Here is a 24,382-nt window from a genome sequence, read left to right as displayed (position 1 = left end):
ACAGGCAGACGTACAGACGTACGAGGGTCTGACATGGTTGCCGTGGACTCGGCTGCAAACCCTGAATCCCCCCGACCTCGCGGTTCATCGCGGCACCCTCAAATTACCAGCGCCCTTCGCAAATTCTCCACATAAGAAATCGACAGAAGCAAACAGAGGGAAAACTCTGATGGGGTCTGCCCGGCATATGAGGATTAACCTGTCGCCATGCCTCGCTACGAGTACCGCTGCCGGACCTGCGACGACACATTCGAACTGAGCCGTCCGATGGCCGAGTCCGCCGCCCCCGCCGCCTGCCCGGCCGGCCACGACGACACGGTGAAGCTGCTCTCGGCCGTCGCCGTCGCCGTCGGCGGCACGGCGAACGCCCCCGCGCCCAGGGCGGGCGGCGGGGGCGGGGGTGGCGGCGGCTGCTGCGGCGGAGGCTGCTGCTCCTGACCGCTGCCGGGGTCCGCTACCGGGGTTCGCTACCGGGTCCTCGGACCGCCTTCAGGAACTCACGCAGGATGCGCTCCCCGGCGAGGACGCCCCGCTCGGGCAGGGCGGTGATCCCGGGGGCCGTCCACTCCGTGTCGGCCAGCTCACCGTGGCCCGGCCGCCAGCCGCGGTCCACGGCCAGCAGCAGGTCGGCGTCGAGCAGGGAGTCCCCGGCGCCCAGGGACAGCTCGGCGCCGGTGCGCCGGGCCACCTCGCGCACGGCCGCGCTCTTCGTCAGCGGCTTCGGCACGGCGTAGATCTTGCGGCCCTGCAACGACACCGTCCAGCCCCGGTTCTCCGCCCAGGCCGCCAGCTCCTTCACCCACGCCTCGGGCAGCAGCTCGCGCTCCACGACGAGATAGGCGAACAGGTCCTCGGCGACCCGGTGCTTGCGCACCCACAGCGGGTCGGCGGTGGCCTCCAGATGCGCCCGGATCTCGTCCAGGGGCGCGCACTGCTCCGCCAGCCGCGCGAGCACCCCCGCGTGCCAGTCCTGGTCGGTGACCCCGTCGACCAGGATGTGACCGCCGTTGGCGCAGATCGCGTACTTCGGGGCGGGCCCCGGGAGGTTGATCCGCAGGTACTGCTTGCGGGTCCGGGTGGTCGTCGGCGTGAACACCGCCGCGTCCCCGAGGTCGGTGAGCAGCCCGGCCGCCGTCTCCGTCATGAACGACAGCGGCCTGGCCTCGTGCACCTCCACGCACAGCAGCCGGGGCGCCCGCGCGTCCGGCATGGTCAGCGCCAGCGCCGACGGGGAGTAGATCAGCGTACGGTCGAGATCGCTCGCCACCAGCACGGCCATCAGAGGGCCACCGCCTTGCCGTCGGCGCCGGTCGCCCCGCGCGTGTACTTCGGATGGATCAGCCCCACACAGGTGTACGGCAGCTCGCCGACCTCCTCCACGGGCACCCCTCTCTGCTCCGCCAGGAGCCGTACGTGGTCCAGATCGGCGCCCGCCCCGGCCCGCGCCAGGATCTTCCAGGGCACCCGGCGCAGCAGCACCCGGGTGGTCTCGCCGACGCCCGGCTTGACCAGGTTCACATCGTGGATGCCGTACTCCTCGCTGATCCGCTCGACGGCCGCCCAGCCCTCCCAGGTGGGCGTACGGTCGCTCGCGAGCAGCTCCTTCACCGCGGCGGCCACCGCCTCCGCGACCTCGGGGAAGCGGGCGGCGACGGCGTCCAGGAAGGCCACGGAGACATCCGCGCCGGCCAGCTCCCGGTAGAACTTCGCGCCGTGGAAGTCGTCCGGGCCGACCAGGTCGGCCCGCAGGACCGTCCGCGAGATCAGCCCCGAGACCGTCGAGTTCAGGCAGGCCGAGGGGATCAGGAAGTCCTCGCGGGTGCCGTACGTCCGCACGCACGAGCCCGGATCGGCGAGCACCGCGATCTCCGGGTCGAACCCGGCCGCGCCGCCCGCCGCCTCGAACTCCTCGATCGCCGCGGCCAGCTCCCGGGTGATGGCCCCCTTGCCGGTCCAGCCGTCCACGAACACCACGTCCCGCGGGTCGTGGTGGGCGGCCAGCCAGCGCAGCGCGTTGGCGTCGATGCCCCGGCCGCGCACGATCGACACGGCGTAGTGCGGCAGGTCGAGACCGTGGCGGAACTGCGCCCAGCGGCGCATCAGGACGCCCACGGGGGTGCCGGCGCGGGCGAGGGAGACCAGGACGGGCCGGGGGCTGCGTTCGGCGATCACGGTCTCCGTGACGGCGCCCACCGCCTGCGCGATCCGCGCGGCCGACGTCTCCAGCGCCGCCTGGAACAGCTCCTGGTACTGCTCGCTCGGCTGGTACTCGACCGGCAGCGACTCGGCGTAGTGCGCGCCACCGCTCTGGATGGCCTCCTCCCGCTCCTCGGTCGGTGCCTCCAGCGTCACGTCCGAGAGGTCCTGGAGCAGCCAGCCGACCTCCTCGGGCGCGTACGAGGAGAAGGCGGGGCCGCGGAGGGGCTCGGGCAGCATGGGGAGCCTTTCGGGGACGTACGAGGGAATGACCGCCAGGACCACGTGCGGGGTGTGTGCGGCGAGCCGCGCCAGCAGACCGTCGGGGGCGTGCAGCGCGGGGGTGTCGGCGGCCGAGTCGACGACGGCCACGACGGCGTCGAAACCGGCGCCCGCGACGTTGTACGCGTACCGGTCGCCGGGGCCGTCGGCGGGGTCGTCGTGGGCCGGGAAGACGAGGCGGCTGCGGATGGCGTAGCCGGGGTCGTCGACGGCGAGGACGGGGGAACGGGTGGTGGTGCTGTAGCGGACGTCGGCGGTCACGCTCCGCTCCAGCTCGCAGGCCAGGCGGAGGGGGGCGTACATCAGCTCCTCGAAGCCGAGCACGAGGGCGCTGCGGGCGCCCTCGGGTATCGCCTCTGCCAGGCGGGCGGCCATCTCCGGGAGGGCGGCCTCCAGGCGGGTCCGGTGCGCGGGGGTGAAGCCGTGCCGACCTCCGTCGGGGAGGCCGTGGGGCCAGTGGAGGTCGACTCGGTGGTGTGTCGGGTGCGGGTTCGCGGGGGCTGGTCGCGCCCACGCGGCGGTAGCCGCAGATTCCACACGGCCCCGCGCCCCTGCGTGGGCCGACTCGTGCTCGGTCACCAAGTCCTGGCCTCTTTTCAGGACGTCCTCGGGAAGGCTCACCGTGCCCCTCGCCGCCGCCACCAGGTCGACGCGCGCGCCGATCTCCCGCGCGAACGCCTCCAGACGGCCCGCGTCCTCCGCAGACCGCATGTCCACCAGGGCGACCACCACGTAACGCTCCCGTGGGTAGCGGTCGTGCAGGTCCCTGATCGTGTTCATGATCGTGTTGCCCGTGGAGAACTCGTCGTCGACCAGGACCAGGGGGCCGGTGCCGACCAGCAGGGTCGTGTCCTCCGGGAGGAGCAGATGGGTCGTCGCGTGGGAGTGGGACTCCTCGAAGCCGCCCGCGGGGGCGACTCCGGCGACCGGCCGGCGGGTGGAGTGCAGGTAGGGGGCGAGGCCGAGGCCGTCGGCGACGGAGTGGCCGAGGCCCGTGGCGGTCTCGGCGTAGCCCAGGACGACCGCCCGGCCGCTGTCCGCCTCGCCGAGCAGGTCCCGCACCCTGCGGCCGAGGGCGAGACCGTGGCCGTACACCACGGACGGGGACTGCGGGACGTGCTTGCCCAGCACGTGGGAGACCAGCAGATGGGCCCGCTTGGGGTTGCGGCGCAGGGCCAGCCCCAGCATCTCCGTGAGCGCGTCGTCCCCCGCGATCCCGACCCCGAGCCGCTCGGCGACCCAGCTGCCGGACCAGACCCCGTTGTTCACTGCGTTGTTCATGCGTCCCTAGAGAGTGAGGTGGATTCAGCCGGGGATGCCGGCGGCGAGCAGGTCGACGAAGCTGACGTCCTCGTTGGCCACACCGAAGACCTCGGCCCGGAGCATGGTGCGCTCGGCCCAGGCGCGGTGCGGCTTCACCTCGTTCATCTTGTTCGTGTACTGGGACCTGAGCACACCCCCACCGCCGCGTTCCGGCCGCAGGATGTCCGCCGCGTCGCTGTACTCCTCGTGGCTGACGACGGACAGCGCGTGCACGGCCGGGACGTGGGAGGGGTGGATGCAGGTCTTGCCGAGCAGACCGTTGGCCTGGTCGAGGGAGATCTCGCGCAGCAGCCCGTCCATGGCGTGCTCGATCAGTCTCTCGCGCAGTTCCACGGCCTGTCCCTCCAGGAAGGGGCTGTGCCGCAGCATCGGCTTGAACATGCGCTCCGGGACCCGGAAGTACTCCCACACCGGCCCGGTCACCGTGAACCCGGTGCCGTCGGCGCGGCCCAGCATGTTCACCACGTCGGCGATCACGGAGGCGACGATCTGGACGTCGTAGGCGGTCATGTCGGGCGCCCGGCGCAGACCGTACGAGGAGCAGAAGTCGGTCACCCCGAGGCGGAGCGCCAGGACCCGGCCCCGGTACTTGTCGACCGCGCGGGCGATGCCCTCCAGGGCGTGCACCCGGGACTCCCGGTACATCAGCTCGGGGGTCTCCAGGACGGGCATGCCGAAGAGCCGGCGGCCGCTCGCGTTCTCGGCGGCGGCGAGGGCCTCCAGGAACGGGATGCCGCGCTCCTCGGTGAACTTCGGGAACACGAACCCGCTCAGCAGGCTCACGTGCGGGCCGAGGCGGTGGACGAGGTCGGGGATCTGCTCGGGGGTGCGCACCCGGATGAACAGCAGCGGCCGGTCCAGGTCGGCGCGGCCCGCGAGGTCGGCGAACTGGCGGACGAGGTTCTCCTCGCCCGCCGGGACGTCCTCGTCGCCGATGGAGTCCTCCAGGCACAGCACCATCGAGACCACGCCGCGCGCGGTCTGCTTGACGACGTCGTCGGCCAGCCGGGGGCGGGTGGCCGGGCTGTAGAGCGTGGCGCCCAGGGCCGCGGCGAGCAGCCTGGCCGGGGAGTCGGCGTCGAAGACGCAGGGCTCCCGGTGGAAGAGACGCTGCCGCACCTCGGGGGCGAGGTGCCCGAAATGACGCATAAAACTCCCCCGTGTTGCAGGTCAGGCTGTGGATTCCACCTGAGGTGGCCGGTAATAGTACGTAGAAGTCCATGTCAGGGGTTCCCGCGGGGCATGAATTTCAGGTAACTCGCCCGTGTGGGTTCCGCTGTGTCTCCGTGTACCCCGCGTTGTCGTGATCAGGACCGAGAGGGCAGGATGACCGCATGACGCACGCGATGCTGAAGGGGTCCAACGTCCCGCTCAAGGCAACCACGGTACGCGCTGTACTGCGCTGGACGCCCGGGCAAGGGGTGCCGGACGTCGATGCCTCCGCGCTGCTCCTGGGCCCCGACGGCCGCGTGCGCTCCGACGAGGACTTCGTCTTCTACAACCAGCCCCGGCATCCGTCCGGGAAGGTCTGGCGGCTCGGCAAGAAGCGCGGCGCCGAGGGCCTCACCGACACCATCCAGACAGATCTGGCCGGTGTCGAGCCCGGCGTCGGTCAGATTCTCCTGGTCGCCTCGGCGGACGGCGCCACCTTCGAGGGCGTACGGTCCCTCAGCATCCTGCTGTACGACGCGACGACCGACGGTGACCCGATCGCCACGTTCGACATCCGGCCCGAGACGGGCGAGGAGACCGCGCTGATCTGCGGCGAGCTGTACCGCCGCGGCGAGGGCTGGAAGTTCCGCGCCCTGGGCGAGGGCTACTCCAACGGGCTGAAGGGCCTGGCGACGGACTTCGGCATCTCGGTGGACGAGTCGGAGGAGGCCGCGGCCGGCACCGCGGACCCGGCCCCGCTCCCGCCCACCCCGAGCCTCTCCCAGCCCCTCCCGCCGGAGCAGCCCACCGCGCAGGTTCCCCAGCAGCAGCCGGCCTACGGCTACCCGAACAACCTGCCGACCCACGGCTACGCCTACCCGGACGGTTCTTTCCAGCTCCCCCCGCAAGGCCCGCAGTTCATCGGACGGTGAGCAGTCGCCCCTTGCTCCTGGGGGCGCGGGGAACTGCGCGAGCAACCACAGCGGACCGGCACCTGCCCACGCACGTGCCGGCGCGCTACTTCTCCACCTTGGTCTTGTAACCCCGCCCCCACTGCAACCCCCACCCGTACAGCCGATCCAGCTCCGCCTGGAACCCGTACACGAACCGCACCTCCCGCCGCACCACCAGCTCCCCCTTCACGTTCTCGATCATCACCACCGCACACGACCGGGCCTGCGGATGCCGCTCGTCGAGGCCTATCTCGATCCGCGGCCCGTTGCTGGGGTACAGCGTCACCATCGCGTGCGTCCGGTCGAAGGCCGGCGTCTGGTCGTAGATGTAGACGAACACCAGCAGCCGCTTGATGTCCTCGCGGTGGTCGAGGTTGACGTACATCGTCTCCCCCGACGCCGACCCGAACCGGTCGTCCCCGCTGAGCTTCACGTACGGCGGTGCGTTGACGTCCCCCAGCAGCCCGCCCAGCGGCTGTACGACCCCTTTCGTGCCGTCGGACAGCTCGTACAGGCATCCCAGGTCGAGGTCGACGTTGACCATGCTCTGGCTGTGCCCGATGACCTCCGGCGGTTTGAGCGCCTTGAAGGGGTGCCGCAGCAGGCTCTCCCGCTGGGGCCCGCCGATGTCCGAGGTCCGCATCCGCCAGGTCAGGTTGACCCTCAGGTTCCCCGTCGCGGCGCCCTGTTTGGTCAGGGAGACATAGTGATGCCGCTTGGTCAGTTCGATCGCGTTGGTCGCCGCGCTGCCCGAGTCGAACTCGGCCGTACGGCTGCCCAGAAGCCCGTCGAAGAAGCCCATTCCCGCCCCCACGTTTCTCGCACGACATACCGGCGGGGCGGCCGTGGAGGACAGCGTCCTCACCGACCGCCCCGCAAAGAGCGTTCCTCGGCGCAACCCGGTTCACACGGCCGGGCTCCACCTCGGATGTACACGGAGTGTCTACACCCCGGACGAGACCTCGGTCTTCTCGTCCGAGCCCTCAGCTTTTCCCTCGGCGGCCGCCAGGGCCTTGTTGCGGCGCACGGAGGACCAGAACGACCAGGCGATCAGGACGACGCCGACGAGACCGGTGATGACCTCGTTGATCTCGTACTGGATGGTGACCATGAGGATCACGGCCAGGGCGCCGATCGCGTAGTGGGCGCCGTGCTCCAGGTAGACGTAGTCGTCCAGGGTGCCCTGGCGGACCAGGTAGACCGTGAGCGAACGGACGTACATCGCGCCGATGCCGAGGCCCAGGGCCATGAGCACGATGTCGTTGGTGATGGCGAACGCGCCGATCACGCCGTCGAAGGAGAAGGAGGCGTCCAGCACTTCCAGGTAGAGGAACATGAAGAACGCGGCCTGGCCGGCCAGCAGCACCGCGGACTTCGGCTTCCCGCTCCGCGCGGCCTCTTCCTCCTCCTCGTGCTCGCGTTCCTCCTCTTCCTCGAGTTTGTCCTCGAAGTAGCCGGAGAGACCGCCGACGACCATGTAGGTGATCAGACCGGCGATACCGGAGATCAGGACGGTCTGGGCCTTGTCCACATGTCCGCCGCCGTGCTGGTGGGCGTGGGTGGCGAAGGTGAAGGAGGTGATCAGCAGGACGATCAGGGCGATGCAGACCGACAGCATGTCGACCTTGCCGAGCTTGGCGAGCGGGCGCTCGATCCAGCGCAGCCACTGGATGTCCCGGTCCTCGAAGATGAAGTCGAGGAAGATCATCAGCAGGAACATGCCACCGAAGGCGGCGATCGACGGGTGCGCGTCGGTGACGAGCTCCTGGTAGCGGTCCTTGTTGTTGAGCGCGAGGTCGACGGCCTCGATGGGGCCCATCTTGGCACTGATCGCCACGATCACGACGGGGAAGACCAGCCGCATGCCGAAGACCGCGATGAGGACGCCGACCGTGAGGAAGATCTTCTGCCAGAAGGCGTTCATCTTCTTCAGGATTCCGGCGTTGACCACCGCGTTGTCGAACGACAGCGAGATCTCGAGGACGGAGAGGATCGCCACGATGCCGAAGGCCTCCCACCCCCCGTAGAAGACCGCAGCGGCCAGGCCGAGCGCGGTGACCGCGAACGACCAGCCGAAGGTTTTCAGAAGCACTGGCTACCCAATCCCTGTGTGTACGGGTCTCCCCCGCGCCGTACTCGGCTTTACGAACTTTTGAAGCCGAAGTCTAGTCCTGCCCCCCTCGCAGCCCACGGGGGACCGGCTTTTGCTCATAACGCGTTATGTGACGTTGACCCCGAAGTCCAGGGCGATGCCCCGCAGCCCCGACGCGTACCCCTGTCCGACCGCCCGGAACTTCCACTCGCCCCCGTACCGGTAGAGCTCGCCGAAGATCATCGCGGTCTCGGTGGAGGCGTCCTCGCTCAGGTCGTAGCGCGCGAGTTCCTGGCCGTCGGCCTGGTTCACGACGCGGATGAAGGCGTTGGACACCTGGCCGAAGGTCTGGTTGCGCTCGTCGGCCATGTGGATGGAGACGGGGAAGACGATCTTGTCGCAGTGGGCGGGCACCTTCGCGAGGTCCACCAGCACCGACTCGTCGTCGCCGTCGCCCTCACCGGTGAGGTTGTCGCCGGTGTGCTCGACCGAGCCGTCGGGGCTCTTGAGCTGGTTGTAGAAGACGAACCACTCGTCCCCGAGCACCCGGCCGCTGTTGCACAGCAGCGCACTGGCGTCGAGGTCGAAGGGGGCTCCGGTGGTGGAACGCGCGTCCCAGCCGAGCCCGACCATCACCTGTGTGAGGTTCGGCGCGGCCTTGGACAGGGAGACGTTGCCCCCTTTGGCGAGCGTGACGCCCATATTGCTGGTCCTCCCCTGGTGCTGCCACGTGGTGCTTCTTCGGTTGTCCTGCGCGTCCGGCGCCGCCCCTAAACGGTGCGGCGCCGGACGTGGTGAATCCTTCGGGCGTCGTACGGCTCAGACGTTGACGCCGAAGTCCTGGGCGATGCCGCGCAGGCCGGAGGCGTAGCCCTGGCCGATGGCGCGGAACTTCCACTCCGCGCCGTGGCGGTAGAGCTCGCCGAAGACCATGGCGGTCTCCGTCGAGGCGTCCTCGCTCAGGTCGTAACGGGCGATCTCGGCGCCGCCGGCCTGGTTCACCACGCGGATGAACGCGTTGCGCACCTGGCCGAAGGACTGCTGGCGGTTCTCCGCGTCGTAGATCGACACCGGGAAGACGATCTTCTCGACGTCGGCCGGGACCGTCGCCAGGTTGACTTTGATCGCCTCGTCGTCGCCCTCGCCCTCACCGGTGGTGTTGTCACCGGTGTGCTCGACCGAGCCGTCGGGGCTCTTGAGGTTGTTGAAGAAGACGAAGTTGGCGTCGCTGCCGACCTTGCCTGCGTTGTTCAGCAGCAGCGCGCTCGCGTCCAGGTCGAAGTCGGTGCCGGTCGTGGTGCGGACGTCCCACCCCAGACCGACGATGACCGCGGTCAGGCCCGGGGCCTCCTTGGTCAGCGATACGTTGCCGCCCTTGCTGAGGCTGACTCCCACGAGTCCTCCATTGGTGTCCAGGGGCGGGGAGCCCCGCCGTGCGTGGATAACGGATCTATCGGATCAACGAGTCGATCCTAGTGACGGGTTCCCGGCCCACGCATGCCCTGGAGCCGATGAATCAGAGGGTGTCGAGCGCCTTGACGTACGCGCCGAGGTCGCGGGCGTCCGGCAGCGCGTTGACGACGGTCCAGCGGACCACGCCCTCCTTGTCGATGACGAAGGTGCCGCGCACCGCGCAGCCCTTGTCCTCGGCGAAGACGCCGTAGGCGCGGGAGACCTCGCCGTGCGGCCAGAAGTCGCTGAGCAGCGGGTACTCCAGGCCCTCCTGCTCGGCGAAGACGCGCAGGGTGTGGATGGAGTCGTTGGAGACGGCGAGCACCTGGGTGTCGCGGTCCGCGAACCTCGGCAGGTTGTCGCGCACCTCGCACAGCTCGCCGGTGCACACGCCGGTGAAGGCGAACGGGTAGAAGAGCAGGACGACGTTCTTCTCACCGCGGAAGTCGGAGAGCTTCACGGTGGCGCCGTGGTTGTCCTTGAGCTCGAAGTCGGGGGCCTTGTCGCCGACCTGGATCGCCATCGCGTGGATGTCCCTTCGGGTGGGGCTGTCTGGGTGAGAACACCCTACGCAGCCCCCGCCCGAAGCCGACGGACGGGCCGAGCACGACGGCTCGGCCCGTCCGGGGACGGTCTACTTCTTGGACTTCGCGGCCTTGGGCGTCACCAGCCGGCTGCCGCTCCAGTCCTTGCCCACGCTGACGCTCTTGGAGGCGGACAGGCCCGCCGTCGTCGCGGCTTCCGAGATGTCGCTCGGCTCCACGTAGCCGTCACGGCCGGTCTTCGGCGTGAGGAGGAGGATCGAGCCGCCTTCTTCGATGTACGTGGTGGCGTCCACCAGCGCATCGGTCAGGTCGCCGTCCTCGTCGCGGAACCACAGCACCACGGCATCGGCCACGTCGTCGTAGTCCTCATCCATCAGCTCGCTGCCGATGGTTTCTTCGATGGACTCGCGGAGCTCCTGGTCGACGTCGTCGTCGTAGCCGATCTCCTGGACCACCTGCTCGGGCTGGAAACCCAGCCTGACGGCAGGGTTGGTCCGCTCCTCCGCGTGGTCCGCGGTCGCGCTCACGGGTTGCCTCCTGATCATGTCTTGGGAATAACTCAGCCCCGCGCGTGCGCGAAGCTTGGCCGTAGTCCACACGGACAGGGCGGATCGCGCAAGTACCCGGCGGTTCGGACCGCCGAAACGGTGACGATCCTGGCCGTGTCGACGCAACTCCAGGCACGAGATCGGGACGGATGGTGACGTACACCACACCTATCTGCCCCGTTTGCGTATTTGAGAACCATCCAAGGGTACGAGACTCGAACGGGTACCGGTTACCCCGGGGTAGAGATGACGTTTGGACTTCCGAGGTACACGATGGGGGCGGTGCAGATACTGGAGAACCAGCGAGATTAACAGCGAGAGTAAGGAACAGCGTGGCTTCCGGATCCGATCGCAACCCGATCATCATTGGCGGCCTTCCGAGTCAGGTTCCTGACTTCGATCCCGAGGAAACCCAGGAGTGGCTCGACTCCCTCGACGCCGCGATCGACGAGCGCGGCCGGGAGCGGGCCCGCTACCTCATGCTGCGGCTGATCGAGCGGGCCCGCGAGAAGCGCGTGGCCGTGCCGGAGATGCGCAGCTCGGACTACGTCAACACCATCCCCACCCGGGCCGAGCCGTTCTTCCCCGGCAACGAGGAGATCGAGCGCCGGATCCTCAACGCGACCCGCTGGAACGCGGCGGTGATGGTGTCCAGGGCCCAGCGGCCCGGCATCGGCGTGGGCGGTCACATCGCCACCTTCGCGTCCTCCGCGTCCCTCTACGACGTGGGCTTCAACCACTTCTTCCGCGGCAAGGACGAGGGCGACGGCGGCGACCAGGTCTTCTTCCAGGGCCACGCCTCCCCCGGCATCTACGCCCGCGCGTTCCTGCTGGACCGGCTCAGCGAGGGGAACCTGGACGCGTTCCGCCAGGAGAAGTCGAAGGCGCCGTACGGGCTGTCCTCGTATCCGCACCCGCGGCTGATGCCGGACTTCTGGGAGTTCCCGACCGTGTCGATGGGCCTCGGCCCGATCGGCGCGATCTACCAGGCGCGGATGAACCGCTACCTCCACGCGCGCGGGATCGCCGACACCTCGAAGTCGAGGGTCTGGGCGTTCCTCGGCGACGGCGAGATGGACGAGCCGGAGTCGCTCGGCCAGCTCTCCCTCGCCGCCCGCGAGGGCCTGGACAACCTGACCTTCGTGGTCAACTGCAACCTCCAGCGGCTCGACGGCCCGGTGCGCGGCAACGGCAAGGTGATCCAGGAGCTGGAGTCGGTCTTCCGGGGCGCCGGCTGGAACGTGATCAAGCTGATCTGGGACCGCACCTGGGACCCGCTGCTCGCGCAGGACCGGGACGGCATCCTCGTCAACAAGATGAACACGACCCCGGACGGCCAGTTCCAGACGTACGCCACCGAGTCCGGCGCGTACATCCGGGACCACTTCTTCGGCGACGACCAGCGGCTGCGGGCGATGGTCCAGGGCATGACCGACGACCAGATCCTGCACCTGGGGCGTGGCGGCCACGACCACAAGAAGATCTACGCGGCGTTCAAGGCGGCGGTGGAGCACACCGGCCAGCCGACGGTGATCCTCGCCAAGACGGTCAAGGGCTGGACGCTGGGCCCGAACTTCGAGGGCCGCAACGCCACGCACCAGATGAAGAAGCTGACGGTGGCGGACCTCAAGGGCTTCCGCGACCGGCTGCACCTGCCGATCTCCGACAAGGAGCTGGAGTCCGGCCTGCCGCCGTACCACCACCCCGGGCGGGACTCGGAGGAGATCCAGTACATGCACGACCGGCGCCGGTCGCTGGGCGGGTACGTCCCCACCCGGGTCGTGCGCTCCAAGCCGCTCGCGCTGCCCGCGGACAAGACGTACGCGAGTGTGAAGAAGGGCTCCGGTCAGCAGTCGATCGCGACGACCATGGCCTTCGTCCGGCTGCTGAAGGACCTCATGCGGGACAAGGAGCTCGGCAAGCGGTTCGTGCTGATCGCCCCGGACGAGTACCGCACCTTCGGCATGGACTCGTTCTTCCCGAGCGCGAAGATCTACAACCCGCTCGGCCAGCAGTACGAATCGGTCGACCGTGATCTGCTGCTCGCGTACAAGGAGTCGCCGACCGGTCAGATGCTGCACGACGGCATCTCGGAGGCGGGCTGCACGGCCTCGCTGATCGCGGCGGGTTCGTCGTACGCCACGCACGGCGAGCCGCTGATCCCGGTCTACGTCTTCTACTCGATGTTCGGTTTCCAGCGCACCGGCGACCAGTTCTGGCAGATGTCGGACCAGCTGGCGCGCGGTTTCGTCCTGGGCGCGACCGCCGGCCGCACCACCCTGACCGGTGAGGGCCTCCAGCACGCGGACGGCCACTCCCAGCTGCTCGCCTCGACGAACCCGGGCTGTGTGGCGTACGACCCGGCCTACTCGTACGAGATCGCGCACATCGTGCAGGACGGGCTGCGCAGGATGTACGGCAGCTCGGCGGAGCATCCGCACGGCGAGGACGTCTTCTACTACCTCACCGTCTACAACGAGCCGATCCAGCACCCGGCCGAGCCGGACGACGTGGACGTCGAGGGCATCCTCAAGGGCGTCCACCGGCTGAGCGCGGGCACGGCGGGCTCGATCCCGGCGCAGATCATCGCCTCGGGTGTGGCCGTGCCGTGGGCGGTCGAGGCGCAGAAGATCCTCGCCGAGGAGTGGAACGTCAAGGCGGACGTCTGGTCGGCGACCTCCTGGAACGAGCTGCGCCGCGAGGCCGTCGAGGTCGAGCGACACAATCTGCTCCACCCGGAGGAGGAGCAGCGGGTGCCGTACGTGACGCGCAAGCTGTCCGGGGCCGAGGGGCCGTTCGTGGCCGTCTCGGACTGGATGCGGGCGGTGCCGGACCAGATCGCCCGGTGGGTGCCGGGGACGTACCAGTCGCTGGGCGCGGACGGCTTCGGCTTCGCCGACACCCGTGGCGCGGCACGGCGCTTCTTCCACATCGACGCGCAGTCGATCGTGGTGGGCGTGCTGACCGAGCTGGCCCGGGAGGGCAAGCTCGACCGGTCGGTGCTGAAGCAGGCGATCGACCGGTACCAGCTGCTCGACGTGGCGGCGGCGGACCCGGGGGCTGCCGGGGGCGACGCGTAGCGCCTAGCGCACGAAGGGGTGGTGGGGCCGATGGCTCCACCACCCCTTACGCGTTCTTTACGATGCGGGCATGCACGAACGAACGGCGCAGGAGCGTTGGGAAGAGCTGAGCCAACGGCCGCTGCTGGCCCTCGCCCTGGTGTTCGCGGTCGCCTACGCCGTGCCGATCGTGGACACGTCGGCCGGGCCTGCGGTGACGTCCGGCTGCACCGTGGTCGAGTGGGTGGTGTGGGGGGCGTTCGCCACGGACTACCTGGTGCGGCTGGCACTGACGCCCGACCGGCGGACGTTCGTCCGTACCCACTGGCTGGACCTGTGCGCGGTGGTGCTCCCGCTCGTCGCGGAGCTGCGGCTGCTGCGGCTGGTCTCCACGCTCCTGCTGCTGGGGCGGCGGGCGCGGATGGCCACGCAGATCCAGGTGACGACGTATGTCGCGGGGGTCGTCGTCGGGCTGCTGATGTTCGGGTCGCTCGCCGTGCTGTCGGTGGAGCGGGAGTCGCCGGACGGGAACATCCGCACTCTGGGTGACGCCCTGTGGTGGTCGTTCACCACGATGACGACGGTGGGGTACGGCGATCACGCGCCGACCACCGGGATGGGCCGGCTGATCGCGGTCGGGCTGATGCTGTCGGGCATCGCGCTGCTGGGTGTGGTGACCGCCAACATCGCCGCCTGGTTCATCGAGCGCTTCGAGAAGGACGACGTGGAGGAGCGGGCGCAGACGGAGGCGATCCGCGCGCTGACGGAGGAGGTCCGCGCGCTGCGCGCCGAGGTCGCGGAACTCCGGCACGGGGTGCCGGAGCGTGAGGCCCTCGGCGGCGACCCGGTCAAGGGCGGGTGAGTCTGGCCTCCACGGCGTCGAGGACCCACTCCAGGCCGGTCGCGAAGGAGGTCTCGGCGTCCACGTCCGTGCCGTCGTGCACCGCCTTGGCCAGCGTCGGGAAGCGGCCGGTGGCCAGCATCCGCACCACGTGCGGGCCGTGGGCGCGCCGCCAGTCGTGTTTGGACAGGCCCGTGGCGCGCTCCGCCCGCAGGTTCGCGGTCTCGCGCCGGATCGCGCCGATGACGTAGTCGCCGACGGTCTCGGCGGCGCGCAGGACGGTGTCGATGTCGGCGAGGCCGTCGAGGGCGGCCAGCTTGGCCTCGGTGACGGCGAGGCCGTTGGGGCCCAGGGCCGGGCGGCCGCCGAGCAGGTCGGCCAGCCAGACATGGCGGAGGGCGGCCTGGCGGGTGCGGTGGGCGAGGACGCGCTGTGCCTCCCGCCAGTCGCCCGGCCGCTCCTCGGGGAGGATCTCGCCCTGGACCTCGTCCACCATGAGGTCGAACAGCTCCTCCTTGGTGGCGATGTATCCGTACAGCCGCATCGGGCCGGCGTTCAGCCGGGCGGCGACCTTGCGCACCGACACCGCCTCAAGGCCGCCCTCGTCGGCCAGCGCGACGGCGGCGGCGACGATCCGCTCCCGGTCGAGCGGCACGGGGCGAGTCGGCGGCTCCGGCCGGTCCCAGACAGTCATGGCCACATCGTACGGTTGCGATGCACCGTACCGGGAAAATACAGTGTATCGACATGAGACAACGCATCGCCGTGGTCGGCAGTGGCCCTGGCGGCCTCACCCTCGCCCGCGTCCTGCACCGCCACGGTCATCCCGTCACCGTCCTCGAACGCGATCCCGCCCCCGACGCCCGCCCCCCGGGCGGCACCCTGGACCTGCACGAGGGGCTGGGCCAGCTCGCGCTGGACAAGGCGGGACTGCTGGCGCAGTTCCGGGCGCTGTCCCGCCCCGAGGGGCAGGCCATGCGCATCCTGGACACGGACGGGACCGTCCTGCGCGACTGGCGGCCCCGTCCGGACGAGCGGTCCAACCCCGAGATCGACCGCGGGCAGCTGCGCGATCTGCTGCTCGGCCCGCTCGACGTCCGGTGGGGGCGGGAGGTGACCGAGGTGGTCCCGGGGACCCGGGACGGCGTACGCGTCCATTTCACGGACGGGCGGCAGGAGACGTACGACCTCGTGGTCGGCGCGGACGGCGCCTGGTCCCGGACCCGCCCGGCCGTCTCACCGGTGACGCCGCACTACACCGGCATCACCGCGGTCGAGACCTCCCTGGACGAGGTCGACACCCGACACCCGGACCTCGCCCGGATGATCGGCGACGGCTCCGTGGCCGTGTACGGCGTGAACCGGAAGCTCGTCGCCCAGCGCAACAGCGGCGGCCACGTCAAGGTGTACGCCCAGTTCCGCGCGTCGCTGGACTGGCACGCGGACCTGGACCTGGACCTGGCCGACGCCGGGGCCGTGCGGTCGAGTCTGCTGGCCCTGTTCGACGGCTGGGCCGCCCCGGTCCTGGACCTCCTCCGCCACGGCACCGCCTTCGCCCACCGCCCCCTCCACGTCCTGCCCGTGTCCCACACCTGGGACCACGTCCCCGGGGTGACGCTCCTGGGCGACGCCGCCCATCTGATGCCGCCGTTGGGGGCGGGCGCGAACCTCGCGATGCTGGAGGGCGCCGAGCTCGCCGAGTCCCTCGCCACCGGCACCGGAGATCTCGACGACACCGTTCGCGCCTTCGAGGAACGGATGTGGGAACGGGCCGGCCGATGGGCGAAGATCACGACGGCCGGCCTGGAACGCCTGGTGAGCCCGGACCCCGCCGAAGCCCTCGCCGTCTTCGACCGGGTCCAGCCGTCCTGACGACCCGGCGCAAAGACGCACAAGAGCACCAGCGGCGCGCCGCGGGTCCACGGAAGTGGGGGCTGCGTCTCACAGCCCCGGTGTCGCCACCCCGGCCGGGAACCCGACCAGCCGCGGCCCAGGGCCAGAAACCGGCGACCGCGCGGACGAGGCCGGTGATCCGGGCGTCGCGCGCTCCGGCCCGGTCCCTGACCTGGTGCGGCCAGGTGAGCGGGGGTACCCGCGCGTGCCGTTTCCGAAGCCGGCCATCGTCGACTCCCTGGTGTCCGGGGATGTCTCGAGGCCCGGGTACCCACCGCTCGTGAGGCATGCCCGGCGGACACGGGGCAGGGCCGCGGCGCGCTGTCCCCCTCCGGCAGCGCGTCGCGGCCCTGGCCGCCCTCCCATCCGGAGGACTTGACTAACTGTGACCCGTGGCGTGTTCCGGAGGCGAGGGACCTTTAGCCTCATCACCCGGATAGGGGAAATCCGTTGAAGATCCGTCAGATTTCCCCTGGCCGGCGGACCGGACTCAGATGTGGCCGACCCCCGCGCCCGCCTCCGCGTTCTCGCCGCGCTTGGTGAGCAGGGCGACGAACACGGCGACGACCGCGACCCCGGCCGCCACCAGGGACGCCAGGCTCATGCCGGAGATGAAGGTGTCGTGCGCGACGTCGGTGATCTTCGCGGCGACCTCGGCCGGCGTCTCGGGCGTCACCGGCGCCACCCCGACCTGGACCGCCTCGGAGGCCTGGTCGAGCTGGGCGGGGGTGAGTGCGGGCAGGCCCGCGGCGGTCCAGTTGCCCGGCAGGTCGCCGTCCACCTTGGAGGCCATCACGGCGCCCAGCACGGCGGTGCCGAGGCTGCCGCCGATCTGCATGGCCGCCTGCTGCAGGCCGCCCGCCACACCCGACAGCTCCATGGGCGCGTTGCCGACGATGACCTCCGTGGCGCCGACCATGACCGGGGCGAGACCGAGGCCCAGCAGGGCGAACCAGAGGGACATGACGGCGCTGCCGGTGTCCGTCTGAAGCGTGGACATGCCGTACATGGCGATCGCGGTGGCCGCCATGCCGCCGGCCAGCGGGATGCGCGGGCCCAGCTTGGTGATCATCGCGCCCGCGAGCGGGGAGCCGACGATCATCATGCCGGTGAGCGGGAGGAGGTGCAGACCGGCGTCGATGGGCTTCATGCCGTGCACGTTCTGGAGATAGAACGTCACGAAGAACAGGCCGCCCATGAAGGCGATGGCCATGAGGACCATCAGGACCACGCCCGCCGACAGCGGGACGGAACGGAACAGCCCCAGCGGGATCAGCGGCTCCTTCACCTTCGTCTCCCACAGGGCGAAGGCGGCGAACAGCACCACGGACCCGATGACGAAGGCCCAGGTCTTGGTGTCGCCCCAGCCCCAGGTCGGGGCCTTGATCAGGGCCCAGACCAGGCAGAACATCGCGGCCGACAGCAGCGCGATGCCGAGCAGGTCGAAGGAGCGCGGGGCGTTCTGGGCGCGGTGGTCGAGCAGGATCAGCACGCCGAGGACGAGGGCGACGAGGCCGACCGGCACGTTGATGAAGAACACCGACTGCCAGCTGACGTGCTCGACGAGGACACCGCCGAGGATCGGGCCGCCCGCGGTGGAGGCGCCGATGACCATGCCCCAGATGCCGATGGCCATGTTGAGCTTCTCGGCCGGGAAGGTCGCCCGCAGCAGACCGAGCGCGGCCGGCATCAGCAGCGCGCCGAAGAGGCCCTGGAGGACACGGAAGGTGACGACCAGCGCGATGCTGTCCGAGAGGCCGATCGCGCCGGACGCGGCGGCGAAGCCGACGACGCCTATCAGGAAGGTCTGCCGGTGGCCGAAGCGGTCGCCGAGCTTGCCCGCGGTGATCAGGGCGACCGCGAGGGCGAGGAAGTAACCGTTGGTGATCCACTGCACCTGGGCGAAGGTGGCGCCCAGGTCCTTCTGGATGGCCGGGTTGGCGATGGCCACGATGGTGCCGTCGAGGGCCACCATCATGACCCCGACGGCGACGGTGATGAGGGTGAACCACGGGTGGCCGCGCAGCCCCTGGGCCGGGGGCGGGTCCGACGGGGCCGCTGACGCCTTGTCCCCCGACCCCGTCGTGTCGATGGTGGTCTGACTAGTCATGCGATCGAGGCTAAGGACAGCCACTGACAATTGACAAACGAGTTCACAAGTCAGTAACTGACACCTATGCGAACACTGCACGAACAGTCGCTGCGCGAGCGCAAGAAGCGGCGCACCCGGGACGCGCTGCTGCGGGCCGCGGTGGAGCTGTTCGTGTCACGGGGGTACGAGCACACCACCGTGGACGCGATCGCCGAGGCCGTCGACGTCTCCCCGCGCACCTTCTTCCGCTACTTCGCCGGCAAGGAGGAGGCCGCGCTCGGCCTGGTGGAGCTGACCGTGGAGCGGTTCGTGCAGGCGGTGCGGGAGCGTCCGGCGCACGAGCCGCCCATGGAGGCGCTGCGCCAGGCCGTGCTGGACGGCTGGTCCTCGATCAACGAGATCGTGGAGAGCGTCGTACCCGTGGAGCTGTATCTGCGGATGTACCGGGTGATCGAGTCGACGCCGGTGCTGCTCGCCGCGTATCTTCGGCGGTCGACCGAGGTCGAGGAGACCCTCGCGGGCGTGATCGCCGAGCGGGAGGGCCTGGACGTGGACGCCGATCCGCGGCCGCGGCTCGCGGTGGCGGTGTTCAGCGGGGTGATGCGGGTGACCGAGCGGCAGTGGGTGGCGCAGGCGGAGGCGGAGTTCAGCCTGGCCGGCATGCACGCGCTGACGACCCGCCACCTCGACCAGGTCGGACCGGCCCTGCTGGGGGACTGGCGCAAGGCCTGAAGAGTGCTATGACCATCGACACGCCGGTCGAAACGTGATCCCCGCCACTTTATTAACCTGAGACCCTGTCGTTCTCCTAGTGTGTCCTCCCAGTGACTTCCTTCGACACCTCCCCGCAACTGAGCCTCTGGCGCGCTCTCCCCGCCCTGGCGGTGGTGCTCGTCATGCTGGCGACCGCCGGCTGGACCGCCGTCCGCCACCACGAGGGGACCACCGCGCTGAAGGCCTCGCGCTCGGCCTGGGAGCACGGCCGGCTGGACGGCCGGGCCCTGCCGGACCCGGACGCGGCACCGGGCAGGATCGCCCGCTTCTTCGCCTCGCTGACCGCCGCCGAGCGCACCGGGCTCGCCCATGACTACGCGCTCGCCGTGGGCAACATGAACGGCGCCCCGGTCGAGCTGCGCTACCGCGCCAACCGGATCGCGCTGCACCAGCAGACCCGCGTCGAGCGCCGGCGGATGCACGACAGCCGGCTCACGCCCGCCGGGCAGCAGGAGGCCGGCCGGCGCATGCACCGCTACGAGGCGATGAGCGACCCCGGCCGGCACATCCTCGCCTTCGACCCGGAGGGCTCGGGGCGGGCCGCCGAGGTCTTCGGCGACCTGGACACCGCCGAGCGGATCTCCGTCGTCGTCCCCGGCGTCGACACCGATCTCCTCACCTTCCAGCGCACCAACCGCAAGTACTCGGCCCCCGTCGGCATGGCCGAGGCGCTGTACGCCGCCGAGCGCGAGGCGCGCCCCTCGGCCCGGACCGCCGTGATCGCCTGGGCCGACTACACCTCCCCCGACGGCCTGGGCATCGACTCGGCGACCGCGATGCGCGCCGAGAACGGCGCCGTACGGCTGAACGCGCTGCTGCGCGCCCTGCCCGGCACCTCGCCCGTCTCGCTGTTCTGCCACAGCTACGGCTCGGTGCTGTGCGGGGTCGCCGCGCACACGCTGCCGGACCGGGTGAGCGACATAGCGGTGGCCGGCAGCCCCGGCATGCGGGTGGAGAAGGCGGCCGAGCTGAACACCGGCGCCCGGGTGTGGGCGATGCGGGACGCCGACGACTGGGTGGGGGACGTCCCGCACCTGGAGGTCGGCGGGCTCGGGCACGGCGAGGATCCGATGGCACGGGCGTTCGGGGCGCGGGTGCTGTCCTCCGCGGACGCGCAGGGCCACGGCGGCTACTTCGTGCCCGGCACCGACAGTCTGCGCAACCTCGCCGACATCGGCGCCGGCGCGTACCGGTCGGTGGAGTGCGCCGACGACTCCGGCGCCTGCCGGGATGGTTTGTCCGACACGACGACGGCTGGACGCGCGTAGAGACGCAGGAATTGCGGCGTGCGCGAGGAGGGGACGAAGATGCGTGTCCCGCATACGATGAGCCGCATGGGTGACGTACTGGCCGGATTTCATGCCGCCTGGGAGTTCGAGTCCGACTCCGTCCTCATCCGCTACGAACGGGGGCTGCGCACGCCCAAGCTGCTGTCGGCTCTGGGTGAACGAAGAATTCCGCTCACCGCCCTGGCCGGGGTGACGCTCACCCCGGGCCGGCGCGGGACCGTCGTGCTGCGCGCGGAGCCGCGGGCCGGGGCCGATCCGCTGATCGAGGCGGCGGCGGGCCAGCTCAAGGACGGCTCCGACCCCTACCGCCTGGTGCTGCCCGCCGAGCGGGAGGTGCTCGCGGAGTACTACGCCGACGAACTGCGCTCCCGGCTGGCGGAGCGGAAGGAGTCCGGTCCGGCGGAACGGTTCCTCGTGCCCCCGCCGGACGCGCCGCTGTCGTTCAAGGCGTACGACGGGAAGGCGTCCTTCGACGGCCGGACCGTGCGGTTCCGGTGGTTCTGGACGGGCGCGTCCTCGGCGAAGTGGAAGGCCGGCGACCAGAGCTTCGCCGTGTCCGAGCTGAGCGGGGTGGAGTGGCGCTCGCCGGAGGTGTTCGAGGGGCATCTGCGGCTGGTGCGCGGCGCGGACTCCCCGGCGCAGGCCGACCAGGACCCGGGGACCGTGGTGTTCGGGCTGGGGTACGGGCCGGTGCACGAGTCGTTGCCGTTCGCCGCGGCCGTCCTGGCCGCCGTCCGCACGCGGGGACCCGTGGCCTCGGTCACGGGCCCCCGTCGCGAACCCTCGGACATCGCCGAACGGATCAGGCACCTGGGAGAGCTGCATCGGGCCGGTCTGGTGACCGACGACGAGTTCTCCGCGAAGAAGGCGGAACTGCTGTCCGAGCTGTGACTACTCGCGGCCGGCCGAGGCGAACCGCATGTCCGCGTACCGGTCGCCCGCGACCTGGGCTGCGATCGGGTCCAGCAGCGCCAGCTCCTCCGCCGTCAGACGGATCGCCGCCGCGGCCGTGTTCTCCTCCACCCGCGACGCCTTGCGGGTGCCCGGGATCGGGACCAGCGGAAGGCCGTGGACCTCGCTCTGCTGGTGGACCCAGGCCAGGGCTATCTGGCCCAGGGTGGCGTCGTGGGCCTTCGCCAGCGCGCGGACGGGCTCCAGCAGGGCGCCGTTCACCGCCGCGTTCTCGCCGGTGAAGCGGGGCTGCGTACGGCGGTAGTCGTCGGCGGTGAGGTCCTGGGCGTCGGCGAAGGAACCGGTGAGGAAACCGCGGCCGAGCGGGGAGTACGGGACGAGGGTCACGCCGAGTTCCGCCGCCGCCGGGACGACCCGGGCCTCGATGTCCCGGCTGAACAGGGACCACTCCGACTGCACGGCGGCGATGGGGTGCACCGCGTGCGCCGCGCGCAGCTCGGCGGCCGTCACCTCGCTCAGGCCCAGCTGCTTGACCTTGCCCTCGCGGACCAGCTCCGCCATCACCCCGACGGTGTCCTCGATCGGCACGTCCACATCGCGCCGGTGCATGTAGTAGAGGTCGATCACGTCGACGTCCAGCCGCTTCAGGCTGGCCTCGACGGCCTGGCGGATGTACGGCGCGTCGTTGCGGACGACCCGCCGGGTGGGGTCGTCCGCCGGGATCGACAGGGCGAACTTGGTGGCGATGACGACCTCGTCGCGGTGCGCCTTGAAGAACGGGGAGAGGAACCGCTCGTTCTCCCCGGCGCCGTAGGCGTCCGCCGTGTCGTACAGGGTGACGCCCAGCTCCAGGGCGCGCTCCAGGGCGGCCCGGGACTCGTCCGCGTCCGAGGGGCCGTACGCGAAGCTCATGCCCATGCAGCCGAGGCCCTGGACACCGACCTCGGGGCCGTTCTCGCCGAGTCGCGCGGTCGGGATCCTGCTGTCGCTCATCGGGTGGTCCTCTCCCCTTCGTACGCCTGGACGCGCGAGGCGTCCGCATAGAACATGATCTTGCGGTCGAGCACGGCGAGTGTGTCCTGGAGCTCGGCGATCCGGGCCGTGACGTCCCGCCGCGTCGCCTCCAGCAGCGCGAAGCGCTCCCCGTACGTGCTGTCGCCCTCGCGCACCAGCTCCGCGTACCGCACCATGTCGGCGACCGGCATCCCGGTGAGCCGCAGCTTGCCGACGAGGTCGAGCCAGTCCAGGTCCCGGTTGCTGTAGCGGCGCTGGCCGGTGTGCGAGCGGTCGATGTGGGACATCAGCCCGATCCGCTCGTACCAGCGCAGGGTGTGGGCCGTCAGGCCGGTGAACGCGACGACCTCGCTGATCGTGTAGCTGTCCTGCCCGTCGGGGCGGGGATGCCGCGGTGGTGGCGCGGAGCAGACGTCTGCGGGGCCGGGGGCGTGCTCGGTGGTCATGTGCTCGGTGGTCACGGGCGTGGTCTGCAACACCGTCATGGCCTCCACGCTATGACCTTCGAGTGGGCTCCAAGCAAGCGGAATCGGTAAGAATTCGGGGGACGCGGCCTGATCATGACGGTTAGCGTGCGGGGCCATGACCGTTGTGCGCCGGGCGCTGCCCGAGGACGCCGCCGAGGTACTGCGGCTGCGTCAGGTGATGATCGACTCCCTGGCCGAGGCCGCCGGCCCGACCGGCTGGCAGACCGTGTCCCTGCCCGGGCTGCGGGCCCGGCTCGCCGACCCGGACGGGGACTTCGGCGCGTTCGTCGTCGACCATCCGGAGCGGGCGGGGGCGCTGGCCGCGCTGGTGGTGGGGACGGTGGAGTACCGGATCGGCCGGGCCGGCAACCCGCTGGGCACCCTCGGGTACGTCTTCAGCGTCGCGACCGACCCGGACGCCCGCCGGCGGGGGTACGCGCGGGCCGGCATGGACGCACTCCTCGCGTGGTTCCGGGAGCGGGGTGTGCGCCAGGTACACCTCACGGCGTCCGCCGAGGCCGAGCCGCTGTACGTGTCCCTCGGCTTCCGCCCCAAGCCGGACCCCTTGCTGGAGCTGCTGCTCTGAGCGCTTAGGCTCGTCGGCATGTCGCTGAAGAGCCTCGCGCTGATCGAGAACTGGCCGGTTCCCTCCGCCGCCGCGGGTGTCGTACGGGCCGACGGCACGGTCCTGGGCACCCAGGGGCCGGTCGGGCGGCGCTTCCCGCTGGCCTCGGTCACCAAGCCGCTGGCCGCGTACGCCGTGCTCGTCGCGTACGAGGAGGGGGCGGTGGAGCTGGACGAGCCGGCCGGTCCGCCCGGGGCGACGGTCCGGCACCTCCTCGCGCACACCTCGGGGCTCGCCTTCGACGAGCACCGGGTGACGGGGGCGCCCGGGGAGCGGCGGCTGTACTCCAACGCCGGGTTCGAGCAGCTCGGCGACCATCTCGCGAAGGCCACGGACATCCCGTTCGCGGAGTATCTGCGGCAGGCGGTGCTGGAGCCGCTGGGCATGACGGCCACCACCCTGGAGGGCTCCCCCGCCAAGGACGGCGTCTCGACGGTCGAGGACCTGCTCCGCTTCGCGGCCGAGGTGCAGGCGCCCCGGCTGCTGGACCCGCGCACGGTGGCGGAGGCGATGAGCGTCCAGTACCCCGGCACGAAGGGCGTCCTGCCGGGCTACGGCCACCAGAACCCCAACGACTGGGGCCTCGGCTTCGAGATCCGCGACGGCAAGTCACCGCACTGGACGGGGAGTTCCTCCTCCCCGCGCACCTTCGGCCACTTCGGCCAGTCCGGTACGTTCCTGTGGATCGACCCGGCCGCGGCGCTGGCGACCGTCGCACTGACGGACCGCGCCTTCGGACCGTGGGCGGTGGAGGCCTGGCCGCCGTTCACGGACGCGGTACTCGCCGAGGCACGGCCGGACGGCCGCTGAACGTCCCCTTGGACGAAGGCCGTTGATCACCCCGGGATACCCTCGTGCCGCAACACAGGCCTC

Annotated in this window: 23 protein-coding genes and 1 pseudogene; 10 read left to right on the top strand and 14 right to left on the bottom strand. The window is 70.6% G+C overall.

Annotation, left to right across the window (positions count from 1 at the left end):
* Positions 1-207: 207 nt before the first annotated feature.
* A complete protein-coding gene (locus ABZ490_RS01825; protein ID WP_358982831.1) occupies positions 208-438 on the top strand; it encodes a zinc ribbon domain-containing protein in 231 nt (76 codons plus the stop codon).
* A 16-nt stretch (positions 439-454) separates the two neighbouring features.
* Here ABZ490_RS01825 and ABZ490_RS01820 read toward each other — a convergent pair whose 3' ends face one another.
* From ABZ490_RS01820 to ABZ490_RS01810, 3 genes are read right to left on the bottom strand one after another with little or no spacing between them, the layout of a single operon-like run.
* Entirely contained in the window at positions 455-1,279 is an 825-nt protein-coding gene (locus ABZ490_RS01820) for an HAD family hydrolase (RefSeq protein ID WP_358982829.1), read from the bottom strand.
* Positions 1,279-3,759 (bottom strand): phosphoribosyltransferase, encoded by a 2,481-nt coding sequence (locus tag ABZ490_RS01815; protein WP_358982827.1) that lies wholly within the window; start codon positions 3,757-3,759, stop codon positions 1,279-1,281. Before ABZ490_RS01815 ends, ABZ490_RS01820 begins: the two co-directional genes overlap by 1 nt.
* A 24-nt stretch (positions 3,760-3,783) precedes the next feature.
* Complete coding sequence (locus tag ABZ490_RS01810; protein ID WP_358982824.1) at positions 3,784-4,950, bottom strand: HpcH/HpaI aldolase/citrate lyase family protein; 1,167 nt, start codon at positions 4,948-4,950, stop codon at positions 3,784-3,786.
* Between the two features lie 185 nt (positions 4,951-5,135).
* On the opposite strand from ABZ490_RS01810, the gene ABZ490_RS01805 reads away from it, so the two are divergent.
* On the top strand, positions 5,136-5,885 hold the full coding sequence (locus ABZ490_RS01805; protein ID WP_358982822.1) for a TerD family protein: 750 nt from the start codon (positions 5,136-5,138) through the stop codon (positions 5,883-5,885).
* Between the two features lie 85 nt (positions 5,886-5,970).
* On the opposite strand, the gene ABZ490_RS01800 is transcribed toward ABZ490_RS01805, so the two are convergent.
* The 6 genes from ABZ490_RS01800 to ABZ490_RS01775 form a co-directional block, all read right to left on the bottom strand.
* A complete protein-coding gene (locus ABZ490_RS01800) occupies positions 5,971-6,708 on the bottom strand; it encodes a Tellurium resistance (protein WP_358982820.1) in 738 nt (245 codons plus the stop codon).
* Positions 6,709-6,849: 141 nt separating this feature from the next.
* A complete protein-coding gene (locus ABZ490_RS01795; protein WP_358982818.1) occupies positions 6,850-7,998 on the bottom strand; it encodes a DUF475 domain-containing protein in 1,149 nt (382 codons plus the stop codon).
* Positions 7,999-8,124: 126 nt separating this feature from the next.
* Positions 8,125-8,700 (bottom strand): TerD family protein, encoded by a 576-nt coding sequence (locus ABZ490_RS01790; RefSeq protein WP_358982816.1) that lies wholly within the window; start codon positions 8,698-8,700, stop codon positions 8,125-8,127.
* 117 nt (positions 8,701-8,817) lie between these two features.
* Positions 8,818-9,393 carry a calcium homeostasis/redox stress adaptation protein gene (locus ABZ490_RS01785; RefSeq protein WP_055632983.1) on the bottom strand — a complete coding sequence of 192 codons (576 nt, stop codon included), beginning with the start codon at positions 9,391-9,393 and terminating at the stop codon, positions 8,818-8,820.
* A 121-nt stretch (positions 9,394-9,514) separates the two neighbouring features.
* Positions 9,515-9,973: a peroxiredoxin gene (locus tag ABZ490_RS01780; protein ID WP_358982813.1), complete on the bottom strand. Its 459-nt coding sequence runs from the start codon at positions 9,971-9,973 to the stop codon at positions 9,515-9,517.
* Between the two features lie 111 nt (positions 9,974-10,084).
* Complete coding sequence (locus ABZ490_RS01775; RefSeq protein ID WP_340380034.1) at positions 10,085-10,522, bottom strand: DUF3052 domain-containing protein; 438 nt, start codon at positions 10,520-10,522, stop codon at positions 10,085-10,087.
* Between the two features lie 353 nt (positions 10,523-10,875).
* Here ABZ490_RS01775 and aceE point away from each other — a divergent pair, with 353 nt between their 5' ends.
* Complete coding sequence (aceE, locus tag ABZ490_RS01770) at positions 10,876-13,623, top strand: pyruvate dehydrogenase (acetyl-transferring), homodimeric type (protein ID WP_358982810.1); 2,748 nt, start codon at positions 10,876-10,878, stop codon at positions 13,621-13,623.
* 70 nt (positions 13,624-13,693) lie between these two features.
* A complete protein-coding gene (locus tag ABZ490_RS01765; RefSeq protein WP_358982808.1) occupies positions 13,694-14,464 on the top strand; it encodes an ion channel in 771 nt (256 codons plus the stop codon).
* On the opposite strand, the gene ABZ490_RS01760 is transcribed toward ABZ490_RS01765, so the two are convergent.
* Positions 14,451-15,137 (bottom strand): TetR/AcrR family transcriptional regulator, encoded by a 687-nt coding sequence (locus tag ABZ490_RS01760; RefSeq protein WP_358982806.1) that lies wholly within the window; start codon positions 15,135-15,137, stop codon positions 14,451-14,453. The two genes, ABZ490_RS01765 and ABZ490_RS01760, sit on opposite strands and share 14 nt — an antisense overlap.
* Before the next feature lie 53 nt (positions 15,138-15,190).
* Here ABZ490_RS01760 and ABZ490_RS01755 point away from each other — a divergent pair, with 53 nt between their 5' ends.
* Complete coding sequence (locus tag ABZ490_RS01755; protein WP_358982804.1) at positions 15,191-16,315, top strand: NAD(P)/FAD-dependent oxidoreductase; 1,125 nt, start codon at positions 15,191-15,193, stop codon at positions 16,313-16,315.
* A gap of 124 nt (positions 16,316-16,439) precedes the next feature.
* Here ABZ490_RS01755 and ABZ490_RS01750 read toward each other — a convergent pair.
* Both ABZ490_RS01750 and ABZ490_RS01745 read right to left on the bottom strand, forming a co-directional pair.
* Positions 16,440-16,564: pseudogene (locus ABZ490_RS01750) on the bottom strand (small hydrophobic protein); the annotation flags it as partial.
* 262 nt (positions 16,565-16,826) lie between these two features.
* Positions 16,827-18,446: an MFS transporter gene (locus tag ABZ490_RS01745; RefSeq protein ID WP_358982802.1), complete on the bottom strand. Its 1,620-nt coding sequence runs from the start codon at positions 18,444-18,446 to the stop codon at positions 16,827-16,829.
* A 66-nt stretch (positions 18,447-18,512) separates the two neighbouring features.
* Between ABZ490_RS01745 and ABZ490_RS01740 the strand changes: the two genes are divergently transcribed.
* The 3 genes from ABZ490_RS01740 (at position 18,513) to ABZ490_RS01730 (ending at position 21,382) form a co-directional block, all read left to right on the top strand.
* On the top strand, positions 18,513-19,160 hold the full coding sequence (locus ABZ490_RS01740) for a TetR family transcriptional regulator (protein ID WP_358982800.1): 648 nt from the start codon (positions 18,513-18,515) through the stop codon (positions 19,158-19,160).
* 92 nt (positions 19,161-19,252) lie between these two features.
* A complete protein-coding gene (locus ABZ490_RS01735) occupies positions 19,253-20,470 on the top strand; it encodes an alpha/beta hydrolase (RefSeq protein ID WP_358982798.1) in 1,218 nt (405 codons plus the stop codon).
* A 57-nt stretch (positions 20,471-20,527) separates the two neighbouring features.
* The gene (locus tag ABZ490_RS01730; protein ID WP_358982970.1) at positions 20,528-21,382 is read left to right on the top strand and encodes a DUF4429 domain-containing protein; all 855 of its coding nucleotides are present in this window, start codon (positions 20,528-20,530) and stop codon (positions 21,380-21,382) included.
* On the opposite strand, the gene ABZ490_RS01725 is transcribed toward ABZ490_RS01730, so the two are convergent.
* Both ABZ490_RS01725 and ABZ490_RS01720 read right to left on the bottom strand, forming a co-directional pair.
* Positions 21,383-22,396, bottom strand: a complete 1,014-nt coding sequence (locus tag ABZ490_RS01725) for an aldo/keto reductase (RefSeq protein ID WP_358982796.1) — start codon at positions 22,394-22,396, stop codon at positions 21,383-21,385. It lies immediately after the preceding gene.
* Entirely contained in the window at positions 22,393-22,902 is a 510-nt protein-coding gene (locus tag ABZ490_RS01720) for a MerR family transcriptional regulator (RefSeq protein WP_358982795.1), read from the bottom strand. The genes ABZ490_RS01725 and ABZ490_RS01720 overlap by 4 nt, the downstream gene beginning before the upstream one ends.
* Positions 22,903-22,999: 97 nt before the next feature.
* On the opposite strand from ABZ490_RS01720, the gene ABZ490_RS01715 reads away from it, so the two are divergent.
* Both ABZ490_RS01715 and ABZ490_RS01710 read left to right on the top strand, forming a co-directional pair.
* Positions 23,000-23,470, top strand: coding sequence for a GNAT family N-acetyltransferase (locus ABZ490_RS01715; RefSeq protein ID WP_358982794.1), 471 nt, complete (start codon positions 23,000-23,002; stop codon positions 23,468-23,470).
* Between the two features lie 18 nt (positions 23,471-23,488).
* Complete coding sequence (locus ABZ490_RS01710) at positions 23,489-24,319, top strand: serine hydrolase domain-containing protein (protein ID WP_358982793.1); 831 nt, start codon at positions 23,489-23,491, stop codon at positions 24,317-24,319.
* Positions 24,320-24,382: the final 63 nt, after the last annotated feature.

The organism is Streptomyces sp. NPDC005811 (genome assembly GCF_040630405.1).
Classification (GTDB): Bacteria; Actinomycetota; Actinomycetes; order Streptomycetales; family Streptomycetaceae; genus Streptomyces.
Note: the sequence above shows the minus strand (reverse complement) of the source record. Positions and strands in the feature narration are given on the sequence as shown.